Below are 23,711 nucleotides of genomic sequence, written 5' to 3' on the forward strand. Positions count from 1 at the left end.
CGCCGAGTCATCGAGGGTGCTGGTCGCGGTGAACGCGGACGCGCCGAACGCGACGAACCCTGCCGCGGTGGCGGCGGCAATGATCTTGGTGGACTGATGCATTGGATGGAACCTTTCGCTTGAAGCCCGAGTACCCCCGTGAGCCCCGGGAGCTCGCGCTCAACGTATGCAGCGCCGGGCCTGTGGTTCGCAGGTTCGCGTCGCATCTGGGGCCAATGGCCTAGACAGTCGCACCGAACGACCCCCTGTCGCGCCGCGAGACGACGAACAGCCCTCCCCCCGGGCGAAGGTGGCGGGGCCGTGTCGGGCATCCCCGGTCGCGTGCTCGGGCCAGGCGTCACCCCTCGGTCACGCCGCGATTCGGGTCGATTCGAGGCACGCGGGACCGGTGGGTCGAGACCTCCCGGCGTCGCTCTGAGCCAATGCTCCGCACCCCCTTGACGGGACCATAATGCGTTATTACTGTGTTCCCAGTCACAGCATCCATGTGATCCGACGCACATCGCGACAGGCGCGCGCACCCTCGGAGATTGCCGCCCACAGTGACCGCGTCGCATCTTCAACAGCCGAGGGTCCTCGGCGGAAGTGAGACAGGAATGAGCGCATCTGACGTAGCTCAGGACGCCAGGCCGGAGAGGGCGGACGGGCGCCTCGACGTGAGGGTGTTCGTGCCCACCGCGGTCCTGACCGTCGCATTCGTGACCTACGGCCTTCTGGCGCCGGAGAGCCTCGGCACCATCTCTGCCGAGTCCTTCGGCTGGGTCACCCGCCACTTCGGCTGGTTGATCATCCTCACGACCAACGCGATGGTGCTCTTCTGCATCTACTTGGCGTGCAGCCGATTCGCTCGGGTACGCCTGGGGGCTCCTGAGGACCGCCCGGAGTTCCGCACTGCGTCGTGGATCGCGATGATGTTCGCTGCCGGACTCGGAATCGGCCTGATCTTCTACGGCGTCGCCGAGCCCATGATGCATTTCACCTCCCCGCCCCCCGGGGTCGCCGAGCCGGAGACCGAGCAGGCGGCCCGGGCCGGCATCGACTACGCCATCTTCCACTGGGGAATTCACGGCTGGGCGATCTTCGCGGTCGCCGGCCTGACGTTCTCCTACTTCGGCTACCGCCACGGGCGGCGCTTCCTGGTGAGCGAGCCGCTTCGACCGCTGTTGGGCGCCCGTGTGGACGGCTGGGTCGGCCACGTCGTCAACAGCCTCGCGCTGTTCGCGACGCTCTTCGGGGTGATTCCCTCCCTTGGCCTCGGCGCGCTGCAGATCAACGGGGCGATGAGCCGGCTCTACGGCGTCGAGAACTCCGACACCGTCGCCCTCGCCCTGATCGTCGGCATGATGGTCGTCGTCATTCTCTCGGCCGTGACCGGCGTGGCCAAGGGCGTGCAGTTCCTGGCCAACACCGCCATGGTCGCGAGCGTGCTGATGGCCCTGTTCATGGTCGTGGTCGGCCCCTCGGCCTTCCTCGGCAACAGTGTCGTCGAGTCGATGACCAGCTACCTGCAGAACCTGCTGCCGATGAGCGCGCGCACCGGCACGTACGGGCAGGGCGAGTGGGTCCAGGCCTGGACGGTCTACTACTGGGTCTGGTGGATCTCGTGGGCACCGTTCGTCGGTATGTTCATCGCCCGTATCTCCCGGGGACGGACGATCCGCGAGCTGGTGCTGGGGGTGACCCTGATCCCGACCGCCGTCAGTGCCGTCTGGTTCGCCCTCTTCGGCGGAGCGGCCACCTATCTCGACCTGAACGGGATTGCCGACATCTCCTCCGCGGTTGCAGCAGACCCGTCGACCGCGCTGTTCAGCGTCTTCGAGCACTACCCGTTGACATCGGTGATGACGACCGTCGCGATGGTGCTGGTCGCCCTGTTCTTCATCAGCGGCGTGGACGCAGCCACCGTCGTGATGGGGATCCTGTCCACTGGCGGGTCGGAGAGTCCACGGCGGCCGGTGGTGGTCTTCTGGGGCGTGGCGACCGCTGCCGCGGCATCGGTTCTCATGCTGGCAGGCGGTCTGTCCGCTATCCAGTCCGCCATGGTCGTGATCTGTGCGCCGTTCACCGCGATCCTGATCGCGATGAGCGTTGCCCTGGTGAAGCAGCTGCGTCTCGACCACCCGGAGGGGGAGGCGATCCCGCTCGTTGAGCGACCCACCGAGGAGCAGGCACCGGAAGGTGGTACGGCCTCCCGTGGGGAGTTGGGCCCGATCGACCGAGTGGCTGCGGTCGCACCGCGGCCCTGAGTGATGCTCACGATGCCCGGGTGGCGCGAGCGATCGCGCCACCCGGGATGCCGCCGCCGAGCGGGACGAGGCACCTCAGGCGTCGAGAGGTCCGAAGTCGTACTGGAGGAGTCGGCCGGCGATGTCCTGGAGCAGGGCGGCCCGGTACGCCCGGTCGAACTCGTAGACCTGGAGCCCGACAGCGACCATGAGCCCGTCGATCATCGCCATGATGGTGTCGAGCACCTGGTCCAGTGGCACGACCGGCTGAAACGCACCGGCTTCAATGCCCCCTTGCAACGCGCTGCGGAGGGCACCCTGCCAGGCCTCGTAGATCCTCGTGATCATCGGCAGCAGGTCCGGATGCCGGGTCGAGGAAGCGCACGTCTCCATCCAGGCCTGGCAACGCTCGCGATCCGCGATCGAGCCGCGCAGGAGGACGCGAGTGCGCTCCACCGGGTCATCGACGCCGGCGCCCAGGGACTCCCACTCCGCGGCTCGACGCCAGCTCGCATGCCTGAGGGTCTCGAGGACCAGCGCGTCGCGGGTGTCGAAGTAGTGCTGAATCAGGCCGATCGAGACCCTCGCGTCCTTGGCGACGTCACGCAGCCGAAGGCCGTCGAAGCCCTGCTCCGCGATCAGCCGCTCGGTGACGGTCATGATCTGCAGCTTGCGCGGCTCGATCGTCGCCTCGGCCTCGCGTTCCAATGTCATGGATCGAACCGCCTTCCGCTCCCGAAGCCCGGGAGCCGTCCCCGTGCACCAGGTAGATCGTAGTAAGCCGTCACCGCACACCTCTCAAGCATCAAGAAGACACACCTTTACACAGGCCAATAATCTTGTATTATGGCACCTCTCGACCTTGGAACGGACCAATCCACATGCGCACCCTCGCCACGCAGACCCGTGACGTCTCCGCCCTGTTCGACCCGCGATCCATCGCGGTGGTGGGCGCCAGTGACGACCCGGGCAAGTACGGCAACTGGCTGGCCGTCCGCGCCCTGGCCGGCCGCCGCCCCGCCTACCTGGTGAACGCCCGCCGACCCGAGGTCCTAGGGAGGAAGACATTCGCCTCGATCGCCGAGGTTGGCGAACCGGTGGACCTGGCGGTGGTCGCGGTCCCGGCGTCTGCCTACGAAGCCGCGGTCGACGACGCCCTCGCCGCGGGAGTGAGCGCGATCGTCGGGATCACGGCCAGCCTCGGCGAGTCCGGCCCGGAGGGTCGCCGCCTGCAGGAGACCATCGCCGCCCGTGTGCGCGAAGCCGGCGCCGTGATGCTCGGCCCCAACTGCCTGGGCGTTCTGGACCACACCTCGGGGCTGGACGCCACGGTCAACGACTTCGTCCCGGGCACGATCGCCCTCCTCTCCCAGAGCGGGAACCTGGCTATCGACCTGGCACAGCAGTTGGCCGCCTATGGCCTGGGTATCTCCCGGTTCGCCAGCCTGGGCAACCAGGCCGACCTGGACACCGCCGACCTGATCGAGGCCTGTGTCGACCACGAGGGAACGGCCGCGATCGCGGTCTACAGCGAGGGCATCAACGACGGCCGCAAGTTCGCCGCCGCGGCAGCCCGAGCCGAGGCAGCCGGCAAGCCGGTCGTGCTGCTCGCCGCCGGTCGAGGCCAGGCGTCCGCCCGGGGGGCCGCCTCCCACACCGGCTCGATGGTCACCTCGCACACCGTGATCCAGGCAGCCTGCGACGCGGTGGGCGCCGAGTTCGTCTCCAGCCCGCGCGAGGCCGCCAACCTGCTCCAGGCACTGGTCAGGACCACTGCCCCCACCGGTCCCAGGGTCGCCGTCTTCGCCGACGGCGGTGGACATGCGTCGCTGGCCAGCGACGCTCTGGAGGAGGCCGGCCTGCTCGTCGAACCCTTCGAGTCCGACACCCACATGCGCATCAGCGCATTGCTGCCCGACAGCGGGGGCACGGCCAACCCGATCGACACCGCCGGTGCCGGCGAGCGTGACCCGTCGGTGTTCGTGAGGGTCACCGAGGCTCTGGCGGACTCCTCCGACGTCGACGCGACGCTGCTGACCGGCTACCTCGGCGGCTACGGCGAGTACTCCGTCGACCTGGCCGCCAGCGAGGTGCTCGCTGCGAAGGACCTCGCCGCGACGGTAACTCAGAACCAGAGCTGCCTGATCGCCCAGCTCATGTTCGACACGTCTCCCGCAGCCCAAGCCCTCCGGGAGGGCGGTGTCGCGGTGTACCGGCACGTCGAGGAAGCCGCGTGGGTCCTGCGCCGTCTCGTAGAGCGGGGCAAGCGCCGGCCCACCGGTGTCCCGGAGCTGCCCGACCGGGCCACGCCGATCCAAGACGGTGACTACTGGAACGCGCGAGTCACCCTCGCCCGGACCGGCGTCCCGTTCGTGCCCGCCGCCCGAGTGGAGACCGCCGACGAACTCGTTACCAAGGCCCGAGCCCTTTCCTATCCACTCGTCCTCAAGGCGCTCGGCGATGAGCACAAGAGCGACCGAGGTGGCGTAGTCCTCGGCATCGACACCGAGGACGAGCTGCTCGGCGCCTGGCACGACCTCCAGGACCGGCTGGCGCCGCCGGCGGTCTCCGTGGAGGAGATGGCCGACCTCAGTGACGCCGTCGAACTGATCATCGGCGTGCGCCGAGACCCAGCGTTCGGGACCGTGGTTCTGGTCGGAGCCGGCGGTGTCCTCACCGAGCTCCTGCACGACACCCAGTGCGCGATGGGACCACTCACGCCATCCGACGCCCTTCGGCTGCTCCAGCAGTTGCGCGCCGCACCGCTGCTCGACGGCTACCGCGGCAAGCCGAGCGTCAACCTCGCGGCCGCGGCAACCCTGGTCGCCGAGCTGTCGCAGTTCGCCGCGGCCCACCCCGAGATCGCGGAGATCGAGTGCAACCCGGTCGCAGTGACGCCGCACGAGGCCATCGCACTGGACGCCCGCATCATCCTCACCCCACTCGCGTGACCCACCAGACGACCAGCTCAGCCCACGAAAGGATCCCCATGCCCACCACTGACGAGGCACGTCGACCGGTGACCACCGCCGGAACCCAGCCGGTTCCGATCGGCCAGCTCCCGCCGCTGGGAGAGGTGCCGGCCACGATGACCGCATCTGTCGTGCGACAGGATCGGTTCGGCGACCCCGCCACGGCGTTCCGCGAGGAGGTCGTCAGCACCCCCCGGATCGGTCCCGACGAGGTGCTGATCGCGGTCATGGCCGCCGGCATCAACTACAACAACGTCTGGGCGGCCCGCGGCTACCCCGTGGACCAGATCGCCACCCGCCAGAAGCGCGGCGAACCCGAGGACTTCCACGTCGGCGGCTCCGACCTCTCCGGCATCGTCTACGCGGTCGGCGAGGACGTCGAGGGCATTGAGGTCGGCGACCACGTCGTCACCCACCCCGGCTACTGGGACAGCGACGACCCGTGGCTGCTCGCCGGCCGCGACCCGATGATCGGCCCCACGGCGCGGATCTGGGGCTACGACACCAACTACGGCGCGTTCGGCCAGTTCGCCCGAGTCCAGGCCCACCAGGTCCTGCCGAAGGCCCCGCACCTGACCTGGGAAGAGGCCGCCGCACCGACGCTCGTGGGCACCACGGCCTACCGCATGCTGCACGGGTTCGCCGGAAACACCGTCCAGCCCGGTGACCTCGTCCTGGTCTGGGGCGGCTCCGGCGGGCTGGGCACCCAGGCCTCTCAGCTGGTCGAGGCCGCGGGCGGGCGTGCCATCGCCGTGGTCTCCGACGACGAGCGTGGCAAGTACGCGATGCAGTTCGGCGCGATCGGCTACATCAACCGCAAGGACTTCAGCCACTGGGGCGTCCCGCCGCTGGTCGACGATACCGCCGGGCAACGCGAGTGGACTGCCGGCGCCCGGGCCTTCGGCAAGCGCATCTGGGAGATCGCCGGCTCCCGCGAGGACCCCGCGATCGTCTTCGAGCACCCCGGGGCGGCCACCGTGCCGACCAGCATCTTCGTGTGCCGTCCCGGCGGCATGGTCGTCATCTGTGCCGGAACGACCGGCTTCGACGCGATGGTCGACCTGCGCTACCACTGGACGCGACAGAAGCGCTTCCAGGGCTCCCACGGCACCAACGACGAGCAGGCCATCGCCTACAACCAGCTGGTCGTGGACGGGAAGATCGACCCCGCGCTCGGCAAGACCATCGCCTTCAACGAGCTGGGCCAAGCTCACGCCGCCATGGGCCGCGGCGAGGACGTCCGCGGCAACATCTCCGCGCTCATCGGCGCCTCCGCACCAGGAACGGGACGACAGTGACCACCACCGACCTCAGCCACGACCTGACCGTGACCTACGAACACATCCTCCTCGAGCACCGAGACACCGTCGGGCTCATCACTCTGAACCGCCCCGAGGCCCTCAACGCCCTGTGCGACACGCTCACCAAGGAGCTCACCGACGCCCTGGAGCGGCTCGAGGTCGACGAGCGCATCGGCGCGATCGTGATCACCGGCAGCCCCAAGGCATTCGGCGCCGGTGCAGACATCAAGGAGATGCAGCCCAAGTCCTTCGCCGACGTCTACCTCGAGGACTTCATCACCAGCACCTGGGAAGCGCCGGCCAAGAGCCGCAAGCCCGTCATCGCGGCCGTGGCCGGCTTCGCGCTGGGAGGTGGCGCCGAACTCGCGATGATGTGCGACTTCATCATCGCCGCCGACACCGCCAAGTTCGGACAGCCCGAGATCACCATCGGCATCCTTCCCGGTGCCGGCGGCACGCAACGCCTCACCCGGTCTGTCGGCAAGGCCAAGGCCATGGACCTGGTCCTGACCGGCCGCATGATCGACGCGGAGGAGGCAGAGCGGATCGGCCTCGTCGCCCGCGTGGTCCCCGCCGAGGAGTTGCTCACCGAAGCCCTCGCGGCCGCCGAGAAGATCGCGGCCTTCTCCAGGCCGGCTGTCCTGATGGCCAAGGAAGCGGTGAACTCCGCGTTCGAGACCCCGCTCGCCGAGGGTCTGCGGTTCGAGCGTCGGCTCTTCCACGCCGCCTTCGCCACCGACGGCCAGGCCGAGGGAATGAGCGCGTTCCTCGACAAGCGCCGCCCCGAGTTCAACAACCGCTGAAAGGCACGCACATGGTTGCCAGCATCGCGCTGCCCCGGATGCTCCGGATCGGAGCCGGAGCCGTCACCGAGGCCGCTGACGTCGCCTCGACGCTCGGTGTCACTCGTCCACTGCTCGTCACCGACCCGTTCATGGTCGTCAGCGGCACTGCGGATCTGGTCCTGAACGCGCTCAAACAGGGCGGCCTGGACGCCGCCCTGTTCTCCGAGACGGTTCCGGACCCCACGACGGACTCGCTTGCCGCTGGTGTCGCCGCGATCGCCCACCACCAGGCCGACGCACTGATCGGCCTGGGTGGCGGCAGCCCGATCGACACCGCAAAGGCGCTCGCCCTGCTCAGCAAGCAGGGCGGGCACATGCGCGACTACAAGGCCCCGAAGGTCAACCTGGGCCCGGTTCTCCCGGTCATCGCCATCCCGACGACCTCGGGCAGCGGGTCGGAGGCAACCCAGTTCACTGTCATCACCGACAGCGCCAACAGCGAGAAGATGCTCTGCATCGGCCTCGGGTTCCTCCCCGCAGCCGCCATCATCGACTTCGAGCTCACCGAGTCGATGCCGGCGCGGCTCACGGCCGACACCGGCGTCGACGCGCTGTGCCACGCCATCGAGGCCTACGTCAGCCGCAAGGCCAACCCCTTCTCCGACTCGATGGCGATGGCCGCGATCACGGCCATCGGCCGCAACCTGCGCCGCGTTTACGCCGACGGTCACGACCGCGACGCCCGTGAGGCGATGATGCTCGCGTCGCTGGAGGCCGGCATCGCGTTCTCCAATGCCAGCGTGACCCTCATCCACGGGATGAGCCGGCCGATCGGCGGCAACTTCCAGGTCGCCCACGGCCTGTCCAACGCGATGCTCCTGCCCGCCGTCACCGCCTTCTCCGTCGGCGGCGCCGAGGACCGCTACGCCCAGGTGGCACGGGCACTCGGCGTGGCCAGCGACGCTACCGCCGACGCACATGCCTCGCTCGCGCTGGTCGATGAGGTCACCCAGCTGTGCGCCGACCTGCACGTTCCCACGCCGGAGGCCCACGGCATCTCGCGTGAGAAGTGGGACGCCCTGACGCCGGTCATGGCTCAACAGGCCCTGGCCTCGGGGTCGCCGGCCAACAACCCCGTCGTTCCGACCGCAGACGACATCGAGTCCCTGTACGCCAAGATCTTCAGCTGACCACCCCGGGAGAAACCCTCGTGAGCAACGCAGACCAGCCCTTCGAGATCAACCACTTCATCAACGGGGTCCTCGAGGCCCGCGACGCCGAACGCCGCGCCGACGTCTACAACCCAGCCACCGGACAGGTCACCGGGCAGGTCGCCCTGGCCACCGCCGCCGATGTCGACCACGCGGTCAACGCCGCTGCGACCGCGTTCGAGGCCTGGGCGGACACGCCTCCCCACGTCCGTGCCCGGATCCTGTTCCGCTTCCGCGACCTGGTCGAGCAGAACACCGAGCGGCTGGCAAAGATCATCACCGCCGAGCACGGCAAGGTTCACTCCGACGCGGTGGGCGAGGTGATCCGCGGCCTGGAGGTCGTCGAGTTCGCCTGCGGCATTCCCCAGCAGCTCAAGGGTGAGTTCTCCGAGAACGTCGGCCGCGCCGTCGACGGCGTCTCCTTCCGCCAGCCGCTCGGTGTCGTGGCCGGCATCTCGCCGTTCAACTTCCCCGCGATGGTCCCGATGTGGATGTTCCCGGTGGCGCTGGCTTGCGGCAACAACTTCGTGATGAAGCCCTCGGAGAAGGACCCCACGCTCAGCGTCGAGCTCGCCCTTCTCCTCAAAGAGGCCGGACTGCCTGACGGTGTCTTCAACGTCGTCCACGGCGACAAGGTCGCCGTCGACGCGCTGCTGCACCACCCGCAGGTCGAGGCGGTCAGCTTCGTGGGCTCGACCCCGATCGCCGAGTACGTTCACAAGACCGCCTCCGATCAGGGCAAGCGGGTCCAGGCGCTCGGCGGAGCCAAGAACCACATGGTGGTCATGCCCGACGCCGACATGGACCAGGTCGTGGCCAGCCTGATGGGAGCCGCCTACGGCTCGGCCGGTGAACGCTGCATGGCCATCTCGGTCGCCGTTCCGGTCGGCGAGGAGACCGCCATCATCCTGCGCGAGCGCCTGATCGAGGCGCTGGCCACCCTCAAGATCGGCGACGGCATCGAGCCCGATGTCGAGATGGGGCCACTGGTCACCGCCGCACACCGCGACAAGGTCGCGGAGTACGTCGCCATCGGCGTCGACGAGGGCGCGGACCTCGTGGTCGACGGCCGCGGCCACCAGGTGCCCGGCCGCGAGGACGGGTTCTTCCTGGGGGGCACCCTGTTCGACCACGTCTCGCCGAAGATGCGGATATACCGGGAGGAGATCTTCGGCCCGGTCCTCTCCATCGTTCGCGCGGGCTCCTTCAACGAGGCGCTCGAGCTGGTCAACGACCACGAGTTCGGCAACGGCACCGCGATCTTCACTGCCGACGGCGGCGCAGCCCGGACCTTCCTCGCGAAGGTCAAGGCGGGCATGGTCGGAGTCAACGTCCCGATCCCGGTCCCGATGGCCTTCCACTCCTTCGGCGGCTGGAAGCGCTCGCTCTTCGGTGACCACCACATCCACGGACCCGAGGGCGTGCGGTTCTACACCCGCTACAAGACCGCGACCACCCGTTGGCCCAACGAGACCCAGGTCAAGGCCGCGTACACCATGCCCACCCATGGCTGAGACCGGCATCCTGCTCGACGGGGTGCGCGTCCGAGTCGGATCCGGCATCGGGCGAATCACCCTGGACCGACCGGGCGCACTGAACGCACTCACCACACCGATGGTCCGCGCCATCGACGACACCCTGGCCGCCTGGTCCGGCCAGGGTGGGGTGGTGCTGATCGACAGTTCCAGCCCGAAGGCCTTCTGCGCCGGGGGCGACATCCGCGCGATCCGCGAGAACACACTCGCCGGAGATCTCTCGGCCAGCGAGTCGTTCTTCGCTACCGAGTACGCCATGAACGCACGAGTCGCCGCTTACGAGGCCCCGATCGTCTCGTTCATCGACGGCATCTGCATGGGGGGCGGCATGGGCCTGTCGATCCACGGCGCGTTCCGGCTGGTGACCGACCGGGCCGTGCTCGCGATGCCGGAGACCGCGATCGGGTTCTTTCCCGACGTCGGAGCCAGCTACTTCCTGTCCCGGCTCCCCGGATCGATCGGCATCTACCTCGGGCTGACCGGGCACCGGATCGACGCGGCAGACGCGCTCTGCACCGGCCTTGCCACCCACTTCGCGGCGGACCTGACCGCAGACCAGGTGGCGGACGCCCTCGCGAACAGCAGGCACGAACCGGTCGACCATGTCCTGAGCCGACTCGTGACGCGGACGCCCGTGGGGGAGAGCAGGATCGCCATGCACCGCGGGGAGATCGACTGGTGCTTCACAGCGCGGGACGTCGAGGAGATCAAAGGCAGGCTCCGACGCTCGAACACGGCCTGGTCACGATCCACCCTCGACGAGCTCGAGGCGGTCTCGGTGCAGAGTCTCGACGTCACCCTCGCCCTACTGCGGTGGGCACGCCAGCACACCCTGCGGGACTGCCTCGGTGCCGAGCTGGAACTCGCGCGCCGGATCACGCTCACCGACGACTTCGTCGAAGGCGTCCGTGCGGCCCTCGTAGACAAGGACCGCCAGCCCGTCTGGGGACGCTCCCGGTTCGGTGGGCTGGACTCCGCCGGGCGCGCGCGCTGGACCGATCACGCCGACAACTCACCGAGAGAAATGAGCATGCGATGACGACCGACGTAGTCCTGTACGAGAGCCACAACGGGATCGCCACGATCACGCTCAACCGCCCCGACAAGCTCAATGCGATGAACGGCGAGGTGGTCGAACAGCTCAGCCGTCGGATCGCCGAGGCCGGCGAGGACGACAACGTCAAGGTGGTGCTCATCGCCGGTGCCGGACGCGCATTCTGCGCCGGTTTCGACATCAACGACGAGGTCGAAGACGGCACCGAGTCCCCCCTGGACTGGCAGCCCGTCCTCAAGCGCGACTCCGACATGACCATGGCCGTCTGGTCCTGCCCCAAGCCGACCATCGCCGTGGTCCAGGGCTACTGCCTCGCCGGCGGCTGCGAACTCGCGATGGCGTGCGACCTCGTCGTCGCCGCGGAGGACGCCCAGTTCGGTGAGCCCGAGATCCAGTACGGGTCGGGTCCGGTCACCCTGCTCATGCCCTTCGTGCTCGGTCAGAAGAAGACCAACGAGCTCCTCTTCACCGGCGACAGGATCGACGCCCACGCGGCACTCGCCGCCGGGCTCGTGAACACGGTCGTTCCGCGCGAGGACCTCGAGGCCACCGCGCAGGGGCTTGCGCGACGGATCGCCCCCACGCCCCTCGCCATCCTCCGGCTCACCAAGCAGGCCCTCAACCGAGCGTACGAGGCGATGGGACTTCGCGAGGCGGTCAACGCGAACCTCGACATCTCCGCCATCCTCAACGGCGCGAACACGCCCGAACAGCAAGAGTTCGACAAGATCGCCAAAGCGGAAGGACTCAAGGCCGCCCTCGCCTGGCGAGACTCGCGCTACCAGGCGTGACCGGCCCCATACCCGTCGATACACCGAGAGAGGTTGACGTCACGGAACTCCCCGCGCACATTGCCATCGAGATCACCGGCTGGCTCGGAGCCGCCCTGGTGGTTCTTGCCTACGGGCTGACGACGCTCGGCTGGATACCCGCAACATCGAGGTGGTCCGCCGTCCTCAACATCGCCGGCGGCACCGGGCTCGGCGTCAATGCCGCAGCCAACGCCGCGTGGCCTTCGGCGGCGCTGAATCTCGTGTGGCTATGCATCGCGGCCGCTGGCTGGGCGCGATCGTCCAGTCGGCTCAGCCGGCCACCGTTGCTGCCCTCGTGCACAGCGCCCCACAAGGGCGATCTGCCACCGGATGCCGCGATGTGAGGATCGGTGCACAGCCACCCGCAGGCCGTTCGATCCCGCCGCCGCGGTGCCAGGGTCGCTGCCAGATGTTCTTCCTCGGAGCGAGTCGCCGGTAGATAGCATCGGGCGGTCATCTTCTTGGGAACCCCAGCTGGAGTCTTTGATGCTGCGTTCGCGCGTGCTGACCTGCGCCCTGGCAGTCGCTGGGCTCACCGCCCTCGCGAGCGTCACCGTCCCGCGTCGAAGAGACCTCTGTGAGGACGGTCCAAATTCGCTAACCCGGTGCATTGAGATCGGCCTCCGCTCGATCTTCGCTACTCGCGACCCGGAAGTCCGTTGCGGCGGATCGACGGGGGTCGAGGACGCTGACCTGAATGAGGTCGTGGAACTGCTCATCTCCAGGGTCGAGCCGAGGCTCGGTCAGTCGGACTCCTCGGTGCGCGCGGTCGCCCACCCGTCCAGGCGTGTGATCTCGAGCGACGCGAGATCGACCGCTGCTGCGGTGTCATCGGGCACCGGCATCCAGCCGGCGGGGTCGATGCCGCTCGAGATGACGTGCACGGCGTCCGGGGCGCGCCGGAAGTCCATCGCGAAGTAGTCGTCTGTGTGTCGATAGGGAATCTCCTCTGCGGAGGAGAAGAGCCTGCGCAACCCGTCGACGGGCGCCGACGCCCTGCTGTTGATGTGGACGCCGAACATGTGCGTGGGAGTCATCAGCAGCGCGTTGAGGCTCGCCGCAGGGAACGAGCTGGTCAGTACACCGAGCGCCTGGCTGAGGCCTTCGGCGTCGTCACCTTGCTCGGCGATGCATTGCTTGACGAATCTGAAGTACCGCTCGCTGTCGGTGTCGCCGCGGAGCGCGGCGCGCGCCTCCTGGGTGAGCAGGCCTTCCAGCCGGTCGACGGGCGCGATGTGCCCGTTGTGCGCGAACGCGTACCCGCCATCGACGAACGGGTGGGTGTTCTGCGGTGTCACCGGCAAGCCCGGTGTCGCCCACCGGAGGTGCAGCATGCCGGCCGGGCCGAGCCGCTGACGAGCTAGTTGCGCGTATGCCCCATCGGCGATGGCCGATTCGGCCGAGGTCACACTGCGGATGGTGTGGGACGCCGGGTCCAGCCAGGCCATGCCCCAGCCGTCGCCGTGCACGGCCGTCAGCGCGGTGAACGCGTCGAAGTGCTCCTTCCCGAGCACCTCGAGCACCGATGTCGGTCGGTGGGCGACAAAGCCGAGCAGTCGGCACACGGTGGACCGGCCCCTTCATGATGGCCTGCGAGCCGGCGGGCGGCCCAGTTCCAGGGTCCCGCGCACAGTGTGAGCAAGCAACCCCGCTGGCCAGCGGATAGTCCGGCGCCCAGCCGGACGCGAGCGCACCGGTAGTCCGCGCCGACAGGCGGGTGACAACCTCCTCAGTGGCCGCATTCGTGGGCGGGGCGAGGCCGCCGCACACGATGCTGCGTGGCTGGGATCGACGCGACCGCCGTCTCCCTGCTTCTCAGCCCGCGATCTGAGCGACCCTTCTCCGGACCTCCTTCACGACCCCACCGGCGCCGAGTGTGATGACGTCACCCAATCGCTCACCGTTGAAGAGCACTGAGCCGGCGGTGGTGGCTCGATTGACCTCAGCGAGCGCGGCGCGCACGCCTCGTCGGCGATGCACCGCCCGGAAGACGGTCGGCACCAGGTAGGCCGTGTTCTCTGCGCCGACGATCTGCACGTCGACGTCGGGAAGCTCGTCCCGCAGCCTCAGGTAGACCTGTGCCACCAGGTCCTTCTCCGCGTCGTGCTCGGTGGAGATGTCGACCCGCTCGTCGAAGCAGATGCCGTGACGGGCGTCGCCGCCGCCGCAGCAGCTACTGCCGACGCGCGCGTCGCGCCAGGGGCGCACGAGCACGACCCGCGTGGTCACTGTCTGGCCTCCCCGGTGTCGACGTCCGCATCGAGAGGACTGCCCATGTCGTCGTACTCGCGGCGAGCGGCGCCCTTGCGCAACGCCATCGCGGCCTCGACGATCAGCCAGAGCGCGAGGACGAAGATGATCCCGTCGAGCGGGGCCAGGACGAAGCGCTCGCTTCGGCCCTCGGCCTCCACGAAGTCCCAGAACTGGATGAACAACGCCCAGGTGGTCATCGCCAGGAGGAACACCAGGGGCACGACTGCGGGCAGCGGGTTGCGCTTCATCCGCAGGACCCAGACCGCGACGACCGTCAGGGCGAGCCCGGCAGTGAGCTGGTTCGTCGTGCCGAAGAGTCGCCACAGAACCCCGAAGGTGTAGCCGGCGTCGCCACCACCCGGGATCAAGGCCATGGCCAGGGGTACGGCGACCGCGACGAGACTCGCCCACGTGAGGTTGCGTGCCAACCTGTGCCAGCCCGCCACCTCGGCGATCTCCTGCACGATGTAGCGCTGTAGTCGGACGCCGGTGTCCATGGTGGTCGCGGCGAACGAGATCACCACGACCGCGGCGAAGATGACCGCAAGGTCCAGCGGGATCAGCAGGTTGTTGGCGAAGACCGCGACCCCGTTGACGAAGTTGCCCACAGCGCCGCCGGACGCGGTGTTGAAGTCGGGGTAGAGCGCATCCCAGTCGGCTCGGCTCGCCACGACTCCGGCGGTGGCCGCGAGGACGGCCCCGGTGGCCAGACTTCCCTCGCCCACAGCGCCCATGTACCCGACGTACCTCGCGTCGGTCTCCTTGTCGATCTGCTTGGCGGTCGTCCCAGAGGAGACGAGCGAGTGGAACCCCGAGATCGCACCGCACGCGATCGTGATGAACAGGAAGGGGAAGATCGAGGGGGAGTCGGCGGGCACGTCGTTGACCACCGGGGCGACGATCTGGTTCCAGCCGACGAGCATGCCCAGGCCGATGACTCCGAGCGCGATGAACAGCTGGTGTGAGTTGATGTAGTCGCGGGGCTGGAGCAGCATCCACACAGGCAGACGTGACGCCACGAAGGTGTAGGCGAACAGCAGGATGACCCACAGGTTGCGGGGGTTGTCGATGCCGATGGCCTCGGACAGCGGCGCGATGTCGACGGGGTACTGCTGGCCGACCCAGATCAGCGCGTAGAGCAGCGCTACGCCCACGAGTGAGGGGACCAGGGCCGCGGAGCGGGTCTTGTAGATGTACTGCCCGATGAAGATCGCGATCGGGATCTCGACCACGATCGGGATGACCGCGCCGGGGTTCGCCACGAAGAGATTGCCGATGACGACCGCGAACACGGCATTCACCAGCGTCAGCAGGAAGAAGATGATCAACAAGAAGAGCGTGCGAGCCCGGGTGCTGATCACGTCGTGGGCGATCGAGCCGATGTTGCGGGCGCGGTGACGCAGCGACACCGCAAGGGACCCGAAGTCGTGGACTCCGGCGGCGAAGATCGTGCCGAGCACGATCCAGGCAAGCGCCGGGCCCCACCCCCAGAAGACGGCGATCGCCGGGCCGACGATGGGGGCGGCTCCGGCGACGGAGGTGAAGTGGTGCCCGAACACCACGTGCTTGTTGGTGGGCACGTAGTCCACACCGTCCGTGAGCTGGTGTGCCGGGGTCACGAACGCCGGGTCCAGCGCGTAAATCCTGTTGGCCAGGTAGGCCGAGTAGTAGCGGTATCCCAGGAAGAAAAGGACGCCGACCACGGCAGCAACGACGATGGCAGGCACGGTGAGCTCCTTCTGCCTGTCCCGCGGGCGGCGGGTCTCGCCAACACGCGGGAGAGACGCTCTTGACACCATGATGGACCCAGGACGATCTGGCCTCAACAGTCAAGATCGGCAGAGATGCGGGCCGTCAGGAGGTGGCGTGAGCGACACGACCGTCGCCAAGGCGATCAATGCCTCCTCGCTGGCTGAGCTCAGCTGGCTCGACCCCGCGGGCGATCCGCAGGTGCGCGGTGTCGTCGCGCTGGTGCGCAGGGACCAACCCGCACTCGCCTTCACCTACGCCGCCGAGTCGGTCGCTCGCCAGGTGGCCTCGTCGTCCACTCTCGTCCTCGCGCTGCGGGAGATCCGCTCGACCGGCACCGGGTTCAGGCCCGTCCTCATCGAGGGAACGCCTCGCCTGCTGGAGGACCCCAGCGGTGACCTCTTCGTGGCAGACCTGCTCGCCCAGGAACTGCGCCGCTTCCCCCCTTCGCGGCTGCTGGCGGACTCGCTGCTGCTGATGCGCGAGCACTGGTGGTACCTCCCGCGGCTGGTCGTGGAGATCGACGTGGCATCAATCCGGCCGGTTCCCGCTCGGGACGACAGCACCTCCCATCTGCTCGTCGTCGCCAACCGGGATCGACCGGAGGTCGCGGTTGCCCGTCTCCGGCAGGACCACGACGACGTCCTCACACTCGACGTCGTCGGGCCCGTGCCAGATGCCGGCCCCGCCGTGCTCTTCGGGCAGGACGCGTCGTTCCCCGACCTCGAACGCTGGTCGCAGTGGCAGTACCGCGGCAGGTGGGACGGGACGGCCTTCCGAGTACTCGATGCTCCCGCACGCCCCGGTCTGGGCCCGGTGCCCGGAGTGCTCCAACGCTGGCGGCGTCAGCGCGCGCTGGAGAGGCGTTGCATCGAGGCCCTTCGACGCGCGTGAGCCACCCGATGACGCCCGGCCCCGTGGGGTGGCCACGTCGTACGCGCGCCGGCACGGACAGGACGACCCGAGCTCTGCGCCGCAGCATGCCGAGCGGCGTCACGTCTCAACCCCAGACGTGCGGCCAGCGCCCGCGCACTGCCTCCAGAGCCGGGACCGGCTCGTGCACGTTGCCGGGGTTGTCGCCCACGTCCGCGCGGCCCTGGCCCAGGAGTCGCATCAGCGGCCCGACCAGCACGTCGTAGACGCTTGGCAGCGCCCTGAACCCAAAGACCATGAGGGGGTTGGCGATCCCCACGTTTGCGTCGCGCTCTGGATGGTCCAGGGCATGCACCACCTGCCGGGCCACTCGTTCCGGGGAATAGACGGGCGGTGGTGGATGTCCGGGATGACCGGTGTAGCTGCCGGCCTGGTCGTAGATCGGGGTGTTCACACCGCCGGGCGAGACCAGGCTGATGTCGATGCCGGTCATCTCTCGTGCCTCGATCTGAAGCGTACGGACCAGTCCGTGAACGGCCCATTTGCTGGAGCCGTAGGGGCTCACGAGCGGCGCCGCCATCTTGCTCATCACCGAGCCGAGCACCACGAGTGAGCCGCTCTTCTGCTCTTGAAACAGATGCAGAGCCTCACGAGCGACATTGGCGGTGCCGGTGAGATTGGTCGCCACCGTGCGGTCGAAGACGTCTTGTGGCACATCCACGAAGCGTCCGTAGGTCAGCACTGCAGCGGCATGCACGACGCCGTGGATGGCCCCGAACTCCTCGGATGCACGCGAGAACAGTCGCCCCACGGCCGCGGCGTCAGCCACGTCGGTGGGAACGACCAGGACGCTGGCCGCTCCTCGGCCGACGCATTCCTGCCGGGCCAGCTCCAGAGCCTCGGGCGATCGCGCAGCGAGCACGAGCCGGGTGCCTTCCGCGGCAAGCAGGTGCGCTGTCGCACGGCCGATCCCGGAGGACGCGCCAGTGATGATGGCGCTCGTCGGTTCGTCGGTCGTGCTCACGGGTGGAGTACCACCTTGATGCAGCTGTCCTGCTTCTTCTGAAAGATCTCGTAGCCGTGGGGAGCCTGGTCGAGTGGGAGGTGGTGAGTCGTCAAGTCCAGGGTTCCCAGTGGGTCCGAGTCGTCCATGACCGCCGGGAGGATGTCATCGATCCAGCGTTTCACGTGGCATTGACCCATGCGCATGGTGATGCCCCGGTCGAACATCTCCATCATCGGCATCGGGTCGACCTCACCGCCGTACACGCCGCTGACGGAAACCGTCCCGCCGCGCCGGACCGACTTGATCGCAGCCCGGAGGGCGCCCATCCGGTCGACGGCCATCTTGTCCGCGAGCGGCTTGGCGACCGAATCGGGCAGGGCGGCGACGACTGCGTGCGCTGCCTTACCGACGGGCGAGTCGTGAGCCTCCATGCCCACGGCGTCGATGACACCATCCGGGCCACGGCCCGACGTCATCTCGATCAGTGCTTCGGCTACGTCGTCCACGTCGTTGCTATCCACTGTCTCGGCGCCGTGGCGGCGTGCCATCTCCAGCCGTTCGGGCACCGAGTCGACCACGACGACTCGGGACGCTCCGAGGTGGCGTCCGATCCTGGCGCAGAACTGACCCACCGGGCCTGCACCGAGCACCGCCAGGGTGCCGTCCTCCGGCAGCTCTGCGAACTTCACGGCCTGCCAGGCGGTAGGGAGGATGTCGGAGAGGAACAGAAAGCGCTCGTCCGGGTGCTCATCGGGAACCTTGATCGGACCGAAGTGAGCCTGAGGCACGCGCAGAAACTCCGCCTGCCCTCCGGGGACCGATCCGTAGAGCTCGGTGTAGCCGAACAGTGAGGCGCCCTTGCCCGTGTCGCGATTCTGGGTCGTCTCGCACTGGGCGAACAGACCTCGCTCGCACATCCAGCAGGAGCCGCAGGAGATGTTGAACGGGATCACGACCCGGTCGCCGGGCTTGATGTGACTGACCTCGGCCCCGACCTCCTCCACGATCCCCATCGGCTCGTGACCCAGGATGTCGCCCTTGCTCAGGAACGGCCCGAGCACCTCGTAGAGGTGGAGGTCCGAACCGCAGATGGCCGAGGACGTCACCTTGATGATTGCGTCCGTCGGTTGTTCGATGCGGGGATCCGGGACCTCGTCGACGCGGACGTCTCGACGACCGTGGAATGTCAGAGCCTTCATGCCAAGCATCTCCTCTGCCTGCTGGTCGTATTCCTAACTGGGCGATACGACGCACCGCTGCGTGGACGTCCAACCTGGGTGGGTGACGTGCGAAGTAGTCGACTTTGCCCGCGGGCCCGCGCCCCGCGCGAAGGCCATGTGCGCGACGTCCAAGAGTCCGGACATCACCGACCGACCGTGGTCGCGGGCGAGCCTGCCGGCGGCCGGCGGCCGAGGACCCCGAGGCCTACCATGCCGAGGACCAGCACGAAGTGCAGCCAGTCCTCAGCCATCGCGGTCTCAGTTCTCTTCACGGGGATACGTCAGCCCAGTACCCACGACCGCAGCAGATATGACCCGCCTCGGAGGTCGCGTGCGGGGTGCTCAGCACATAGTGCGCGGCTTTCTTGGCGCTGTAACTCACTCTCTCGTGGTTGGTGCGACAAGGCTGCCAACGGACGAGTCGGAATGCGTCTGCGTTTACGTCGGTGCCCCCTGGGTACCGCGAGGCACGCCGCGACCTTCCCTCGTGGCCTCTCCATCTCTGCAAATCAGGAAGGCGACGGTCCGTGACACAGATCCAGCAGTCCATCGACGTCGACGTACCGGCCAGCGTGGCATACAACCAGTGGACGCAGTTCGAGTCGTTCCCCGAGTTCATGTCGGGCGTGGAGTCGATCACGCAGGTCGACGACACCCACCTCCACTGGGTCACCAACATCGCCGGGGTCGAGCGGGAATTCGACGCAGAGATGACCGAGCAGCACCCCGACGAGAGGGTGGCGTGGGCGAGCACGGGAGGAGAGGCCCAGCACGCCGGGGTGGTGACCTTCCACCGGCTCGACGACGAGAAGTCGCGGGTGATGGTGCAGATCGACTGGAAGCCCTCGGGAATCGTCGAGAAGGTCGGCTCGGCGGTGAACGTCGACGAGCACCGCGTGAAGGGCGACCTCGAGCGGTTCAAGGAGTTCATCGAGAGTCGCGGCCGCGAGACCGGCGCATGGCGCGGCGACGTCCCGGCCGACAGCTGAGGCACAGCCCGCGATGACCCAGGAGTTCACGAAGGGCGACCGCGTGACGTGGAAGAGCCATGGCGGCACGGCCGAGGGCGAGGTCGTCCGCAAGATCACTGAGGACGCCGAGCTCGCGGGGCGACAGGTGCGAGCGAGCAAGGACGAGCCGCAGTACCTCGTCCGCAGCGACAAGAGCGGCGGCGAAGCCGTGCACAAGCCGTCCGCACTCAGCCGGGCGTGATCTTGTGGCCGACAGCACCGACGATTCCGTCGCGGACGTCTGGGAGGAGTGGCAGGAAGCCGTAAACATGACCGCGAAGGAGCTCGAGGACTTCCTCGAGACCGAGGAGTCCAGGGCGGTCGGGGACAAGAGCTCCGGCGACGAGTCGACTGGTCACCGCTCCGGCCGCCGGATCGTGCAGATCCTGCGCACCCCGAAGTCCGACCTCACCGCTGAGGACGCTGCCCACATGCGCAAGGTGGTCGGCTACGTCCACCGCCACCTCGCCCAGCGTCCCGCGGGCGACAGCACCGACTCCGCATGGCGCTACTCCCTGATGAACTGGGGGCACGACACCGAGAAATGACCGCAAACGCGTCCCTGCTCCCGCGATGGTCAGCAGAGCGCCGCGAATCTGGCGAGCGAACGGTTGCGGTCTGTGCGGGCGTCATCACACCCCACGACGACCGCGAGGAGCACCGCGGCGAGCGTCAGCATCAGGTTGCCCGCCGCGAGGACTACGAGCGCGTTGGCGAACGTAGTGACCGCGACCGGGTGGCGGGTGACGGCGGCGTAGAGCGCGCCGCGGAAGAACAGCTTCTCGGCGATGCCGTTGACCGCCGTGACCAGGACGACGAGCGGCAGCGCACCCTCGTCGGCGAAGACCAGGACGTGGCGTACCTGGGCGTCCAACGCCGGGATCTCGCGCACGACCAGGCCCCCGACGACGAAGAGAGCCACCAGCACCAGACCGACGACGATCGGGGTGACGATCGGACGGACGAAACCCGAGCGGGACCTGATCCGCCCGAGGTGTAGCGGGCCGGCGGCGAAGGCGCCGATGACCCATACCCCGGCGAGGACGAGCGTCCACCAGTAGAACGAGGCGCTGCCCGGCTCGACGCGCAAGGCGAAGCCGAGGACCACGGCCCCGACGACCGCGACCGACAGGATCGTCAGCAGCCGGTGCCGCCGGGCGGTCGAGGGCTCCCGGTGGTCGCGCGGAACGACGTCCCAGAGCGCTCGGCGCACCCACGTGAGCACTGGCACAGCTCCCTCCACGTGACAGCCTCGCCGCCTAGTTGTCGTATCCGGTGGGGCCGACCGGTCGGACGTCGAGATCTCAGCTCGGCGGAACATCTTGACCGTGTCAACCACCTTGGCCAACGCGGGACGGTCGTCACCGCCGCTGGCCCAAGCAGGGTCCTGCGGCAAGGGCCCCATCGGGTCTGAGTCCTCGGGCACAGACCCGCCGGATGCCAGCGAGCGGCGAAAGGCGTCGGCCAGCCCCACCAGGCGGTGTCCCCGCGGCAGCAACACCTCCCGGAAGTCGTCATCCGCGGCGATCATGTCGTGGTGCAGGCTTTCGACCAGCGCCTCGACCATTGCTCGAGGCACGTCGGTGAGGCTACCCACCAGCGTGCCGACCAGCGCCGTCGGCAACAACGGCACGTTGACCTGCGGTCGCTTCAGCCCAGCATGCACCGTGTAGGCCTCGAGCAGCGCGCCGTAACGCAACTGGTCCGGTCCTCCCACGTCGAAATGACGCGACCGGCCCGCGTACTCGAGCGCACCAACCAGCGCCGCGAGCACGTCGACGGTCGCTATCGGCTGGACCATGGAGTCCATCCATGACGGCACCGTGTGCACGGGCATCCGCTCGCTGACCTGCCGGATGATCTCGAATGAGGTGGACCCGCTGCCCAGGAGCACCGCGGCGCGCAGCACGACGACGGTCGCGGGCAGGTCAATGAGGATTTGCTCGACCTCGCGTCGGGACTTGAGGTGTTGTGAGATCTCGGACTCGTCGATGTCCGGGACGATTCCGGAGAGGTAGACGACCCGATCGATGCCGTGGGGTCCGCACGCCGGTCGCCAGGTTGCTAGCCGCTTTGCGGTCGCTCGCAGCGAAGCCGTCGCCGCCCATTCCGTGGATCAGGTGTTACACCGCGTCCACGCCTTCGCAGGCGGCAGTGACCTGGTCGGCGTCGAGTGCATCCATCACGACGGTCTCCACTCGGTCGCCCCACCACGGTTACTCACGGTTGGGGTCGGACACGACCACGTCTTGGAGTACAGCGAGGACGCCGAGGCACCCGAGTTCCGCGCCTCGAACCCGGCGCGGCGACAGGCCCCGGCGCTGTGAACTATCCGCCGCCGGGCAGCACTCCGCCACCGCCACCGCCCTCGCCGGCGGCACTCGCCGCGGGCTGGTATCCCGATCCGCTGGATCAGCAGCTGCGCCGCTACTTCGACGGCGCCCGATGGACCTTCTGGACCCGTGATTCGCGGCTGGAGCCCGTCGCGCACACACCGGTGGCCGCAGCCGCGCCAACCCAGCCCGCCCAACCGAAACGCCGGGACGACATTGCAGCCGCCGTGGCGGCGGCCCGAAATCTGCTGGGTGCGGGCAAGGAGCTCAACCAGCTTGAGCAGAAGCTCTACCCCGACGAGACCGTGCTCGCCGTGGCGTCCGCAGTCTGCGGCGGCACGGGCGTCCTCGCCGTCACCACCCATAGGATCCTGTTCTCCTGGATCGGCGTTCTCAAGAGCGTCCATCTGGAGTCCCGCTGGCTCGACGTTGGCGGCATTCACTACGACCCCGCACAACGGCGGCTGACCGTCGTCGGAAAGCCGACGGGTCGCAAGAAGTACGGGCAGCCGTTATGGACCGTGCAGATCCGCGACCGCAAGGACACCGAACGCCTCGCCGCCGCCGCACGACAAACCGCGGCCGCACCCCGACTCGACATCCGCTGAATACGCCGCCGAAGCAACCCACAGGCGGTGGATAGACATACTTGGTTCTAGGCGCCCGTCAGAGGCTGGACGCCGCGACAGCGACCGTGAGCGCAATCGGGAGCATCAGCATCGTGAATCCCCAAGCCCACGCTGACCAGACCACGGGCTGGGAAGAGACCGCTCGACGAACAATGACGGCGGGCAACACGAGGAGCAGCGACGCAGAGGCAGCCACCCACCAGCGACTCGCCGTTTCGAGTAGTCGGCCGAATACCAAAATAGCCAGGCAGGCGGAACTCACTGCAGCGGCGCTCCGGACCGCCCATTCCGCGAGCGACGTCGGGATCGGATGCAGTTGCGCGTCGATCGGATCCCGTCGTGACACGTGGGCTTCCATGGCCGCCCAGGCAGTCTCGACCTGGGAGTTCTCGAGAACGACCGAGGCGGTGCGATCGAGCCATCGGCGTAGCGCTGGGCCCGCAATGACATGCACGTCGTCAATCAGCCGCACCTGATCATGCTCTGGCCATTTCGAGAGTCCGCGACCCCACAACACCACGACCGCGGTAACCGGGATCTGTTGACTCTTGAACGGGTGCCACAAGCGAAGTAGGCGCTCGTTGTCCTTCGCTTGCTCAATCGCCTCTTGCAGCCGGCCCACGCCATAATCAGACTGCCAGGACGAGCCGCTCCACTTAGTCTCGACTGCGTAGGCGCCGCCCGGCCCAACCAACACGTGATGGGTCTGCTGCACGGATAGGTGACATCTGATCTGCGTCGAT

General features: G+C 68.2%; 23 protein-coding genes. 14 read left to right on the forward strand and 9 right to left on the reverse strand.

What is annotated here, in order from left to right:
* Positions 1-668: 668 nt before the first annotated feature.
* Complete coding sequence (locus tag E7Z54_RS07060; RefSeq protein WP_206056057.1) at positions 669-2,246, forward strand: BCCT family transporter; 1,578 nt, start codon at positions 669-671, stop codon at positions 2,244-2,246.
* A gap of 75 nt (positions 2,247-2,321) precedes the next feature.
* Here E7Z54_RS07060 and E7Z54_RS07065 read toward each other — a convergent pair whose 3' ends face one another.
* The gene (locus tag E7Z54_RS07065) at positions 2,322-2,939 is read right to left on the reverse strand and encodes a TetR/AcrR family transcriptional regulator (RefSeq protein ID WP_136432306.1); all 618 of its coding nucleotides are present in this window, start codon (positions 2,937-2,939) and stop codon (positions 2,322-2,324) included.
* Positions 2,940-3,106: 167 nt separating this feature from the next.
* On the opposite strand from E7Z54_RS07065, the gene E7Z54_RS07070 reads away from it, so the two are divergent.
* The 8 genes from E7Z54_RS07070 to E7Z54_RS07105 are packed head-to-tail and all read left to right on the forward strand — an operon-like array spanning position 3,107 to position 12,239.
* Positions 3,107-5,176 carry an acetate--CoA ligase family protein gene (locus tag E7Z54_RS07070; RefSeq protein WP_136432308.1) on the forward strand — a complete coding sequence of 690 codons (2,070 nt, stop codon included), beginning with the start codon at positions 3,107-3,109 and terminating at the stop codon, positions 5,174-5,176.
* 38 nt (positions 5,177-5,214) lie between these two features.
* On the forward strand, positions 5,215-6,495 hold the full coding sequence (gene ccrA, locus E7Z54_RS07075; RefSeq protein ID WP_136432310.1) for a crotonyl-CoA carboxylase/reductase: 1,281 nt from the start codon (positions 5,215-5,217) through the stop codon (positions 6,493-6,495).
* Positions 6,492-7,301, forward strand: a complete 810-nt coding sequence (locus E7Z54_RS07080; RefSeq protein WP_276606207.1) for an enoyl-CoA hydratase — start codon at positions 6,492-6,494, stop codon at positions 7,299-7,301. The genes ccrA and E7Z54_RS07080 overlap by 4 nt, the downstream gene beginning before the upstream one ends.
* A gap of 11 nt (positions 7,302-7,312) precedes the next feature.
* Positions 7,313-8,473: an iron-containing alcohol dehydrogenase gene (locus tag E7Z54_RS07085; protein WP_136432312.1), complete on the forward strand. Its 1,161-nt coding sequence runs from the start codon at positions 7,313-7,315 to the stop codon at positions 8,471-8,473.
* Between the two features lie 20 nt (positions 8,474-8,493).
* A complete protein-coding gene (locus E7Z54_RS07090; protein WP_136432314.1) occupies positions 8,494-10,008 on the forward strand; it encodes a CoA-acylating methylmalonate-semialdehyde dehydrogenase in 1,515 nt (504 codons plus the stop codon).
* On the forward strand, positions 10,001-11,068 hold the full coding sequence (locus E7Z54_RS07095) for an enoyl-CoA hydratase/isomerase family protein (protein WP_136432316.1): 1,068 nt from the start codon (positions 10,001-10,003) through the stop codon (positions 11,066-11,068). The genes E7Z54_RS07090 and E7Z54_RS07095 overlap by 8 nt, the downstream gene beginning before the upstream one ends.
* Positions 11,065-11,874, forward strand: coding sequence for an enoyl-CoA hydratase/isomerase family protein (locus tag E7Z54_RS07100; protein ID WP_136432318.1), 810 nt, complete (start codon positions 11,065-11,067; stop codon positions 11,872-11,874). The genes E7Z54_RS07095 and E7Z54_RS07100 overlap by 4 nt, the downstream gene beginning before the upstream one ends.
* The gene (locus E7Z54_RS07105) at positions 11,871-12,239 is read left to right on the forward strand and encodes a CBU_0592 family membrane protein (RefSeq protein ID WP_136432320.1); all 369 of its coding nucleotides are present in this window, start codon (positions 11,871-11,873) and stop codon (positions 12,237-12,239) included. Before E7Z54_RS07100 ends, E7Z54_RS07105 begins: the two co-directional genes overlap by 4 nt.
* A gap of 399 nt (positions 12,240-12,638) precedes the next feature.
* Here E7Z54_RS07105 and E7Z54_RS07110 read toward each other — a convergent pair whose 3' ends face one another.
* The 3 genes from E7Z54_RS07110 to E7Z54_RS07120 form a co-directional block, all read right to left on the reverse strand.
* A complete protein-coding gene (locus tag E7Z54_RS07110) occupies positions 12,639-13,460 on the reverse strand; it encodes a class II glutamine amidotransferase (RefSeq protein ID WP_136432322.1) in 822 nt (273 codons plus the stop codon).
* A 250-nt stretch (positions 13,461-13,710) separates the two neighbouring features.
* Positions 13,711-14,124 carry a hypothetical protein gene (locus E7Z54_RS07115; RefSeq protein WP_136432323.1) on the reverse strand — a complete coding sequence of 138 codons (414 nt, stop codon included), beginning with the start codon at positions 14,122-14,124 and terminating at the stop codon, positions 13,711-13,713.
* Complete coding sequence (locus E7Z54_RS07120; protein WP_206056058.1) at positions 14,121-15,875, reverse strand: carbon starvation CstA family protein; 1,755 nt, start codon at positions 15,873-15,875, stop codon at positions 14,121-14,123. The genes E7Z54_RS07115 and E7Z54_RS07120 overlap by 4 nt, the downstream gene beginning before the upstream one ends.
* A 139-nt stretch (positions 15,876-16,014) precedes the next feature.
* On the opposite strand from E7Z54_RS07120, the gene E7Z54_RS07125 reads away from it, so the two are divergent.
* Positions 16,015-16,791 (forward strand): pyridoxamine 5'-phosphate oxidase family protein, encoded by a 777-nt coding sequence (locus E7Z54_RS07125; RefSeq protein ID WP_136432327.1) that lies wholly within the window; start codon positions 16,015-16,017, stop codon positions 16,789-16,791.
* 106 nt (positions 16,792-16,897) lie between these two features.
* On the opposite strand, the gene E7Z54_RS07130 is transcribed toward E7Z54_RS07125, so the two are convergent.
* The 3 genes from E7Z54_RS07130 to E7Z54_RS24175 form a co-directional block, all read right to left on the reverse strand.
* Positions 16,898-17,794, reverse strand: a complete 897-nt coding sequence (locus tag E7Z54_RS07130) for an SDR family NAD(P)-dependent oxidoreductase (protein WP_136432329.1) — start codon at positions 17,792-17,794, stop codon at positions 16,898-16,900.
* On the reverse strand, positions 17,791-18,975 hold the full coding sequence (locus tag E7Z54_RS07135) for a zinc-dependent alcohol dehydrogenase (RefSeq protein ID WP_136432331.1): 1,185 nt from the start codon (positions 18,973-18,975) through the stop codon (positions 17,791-17,793). The genes E7Z54_RS07130 and E7Z54_RS07135 overlap by 4 nt, the downstream gene beginning before the upstream one ends.
* A gap of 164 nt (positions 18,976-19,139) precedes the next feature.
* Positions 19,140-19,268, reverse strand: coding sequence for a hypothetical protein (locus tag E7Z54_RS24175; protein ID WP_276606208.1), 129 nt, complete (start codon positions 19,266-19,268; stop codon positions 19,140-19,142).
* A gap of 255 nt (positions 19,269-19,523) precedes the next feature.
* Here E7Z54_RS24175 and E7Z54_RS07140 point away from each other — a divergent pair, with 255 nt between their 5' ends.
* Genes E7Z54_RS07140 through E7Z54_RS07150 form a run of 3 tightly spaced genes read left to right on the forward strand, consistent with a single transcriptional unit; the run spans position 19,524 to position 20,554 of the window.
* Positions 19,524-19,985, forward strand: coding sequence for an SRPBCC family protein (locus E7Z54_RS07140; RefSeq protein ID WP_136432332.1), 462 nt, complete (start codon positions 19,524-19,526; stop codon positions 19,983-19,985).
* Positions 19,986-19,998: 13 nt separating this feature from the next.
* Positions 19,999-20,208: a DUF2945 domain-containing protein gene (locus E7Z54_RS07145; RefSeq protein WP_136432334.1), complete on the forward strand. Its 210-nt coding sequence runs from the start codon at positions 19,999-20,001 to the stop codon at positions 20,206-20,208.
* Between the two features lie 4 nt (positions 20,209-20,212).
* Positions 20,213-20,554 (forward strand): DUF3140 domain-containing protein, encoded by a 342-nt coding sequence (locus E7Z54_RS07150; RefSeq protein ID WP_240769557.1) that lies wholly within the window; start codon positions 20,213-20,215, stop codon positions 20,552-20,554.
* Positions 20,555-20,583: 29 nt separating this feature from the next.
* Here E7Z54_RS07150 and E7Z54_RS07155 read toward each other — a convergent pair whose 3' ends face one another.
* The gene (locus tag E7Z54_RS07155; protein ID WP_136432336.1) at positions 20,584-21,915 is read right to left on the reverse strand and encodes a hypothetical protein; all 1,332 of its coding nucleotides are present in this window, start codon (positions 21,913-21,915) and stop codon (positions 20,584-20,586) included.
* A 414-nt stretch (positions 21,916-22,329) separates the two neighbouring features.
* Between E7Z54_RS07155 and E7Z54_RS07160 the strand changes: the two genes are divergently transcribed.
* On the forward strand, positions 22,330-22,947 hold the full coding sequence (locus E7Z54_RS07160; RefSeq protein WP_136432338.1) for a DUF2510 domain-containing protein: 618 nt from the start codon (positions 22,330-22,332) through the stop codon (positions 22,945-22,947).
* A gap of 58 nt (positions 22,948-23,005) precedes the next feature.
* On the opposite strand, the gene E7Z54_RS07165 is transcribed toward E7Z54_RS07160, so the two are convergent.
* Positions 23,006-23,711: nuclease-related domain-containing protein (locus tag E7Z54_RS07165; RefSeq protein ID WP_136432340.1), on the reverse strand; the 706-nt coding region annotated here is incomplete at its 5' end.

Source organism: Nocardioides sp., from assembly GCF_004803405.1.
GTDB classification, from domain to species: Bacteria; Actinomycetota; Actinomycetes; order Propionibacteriales; family Nocardioidaceae; genus Nocardioides; species Nocardioides vastitatis.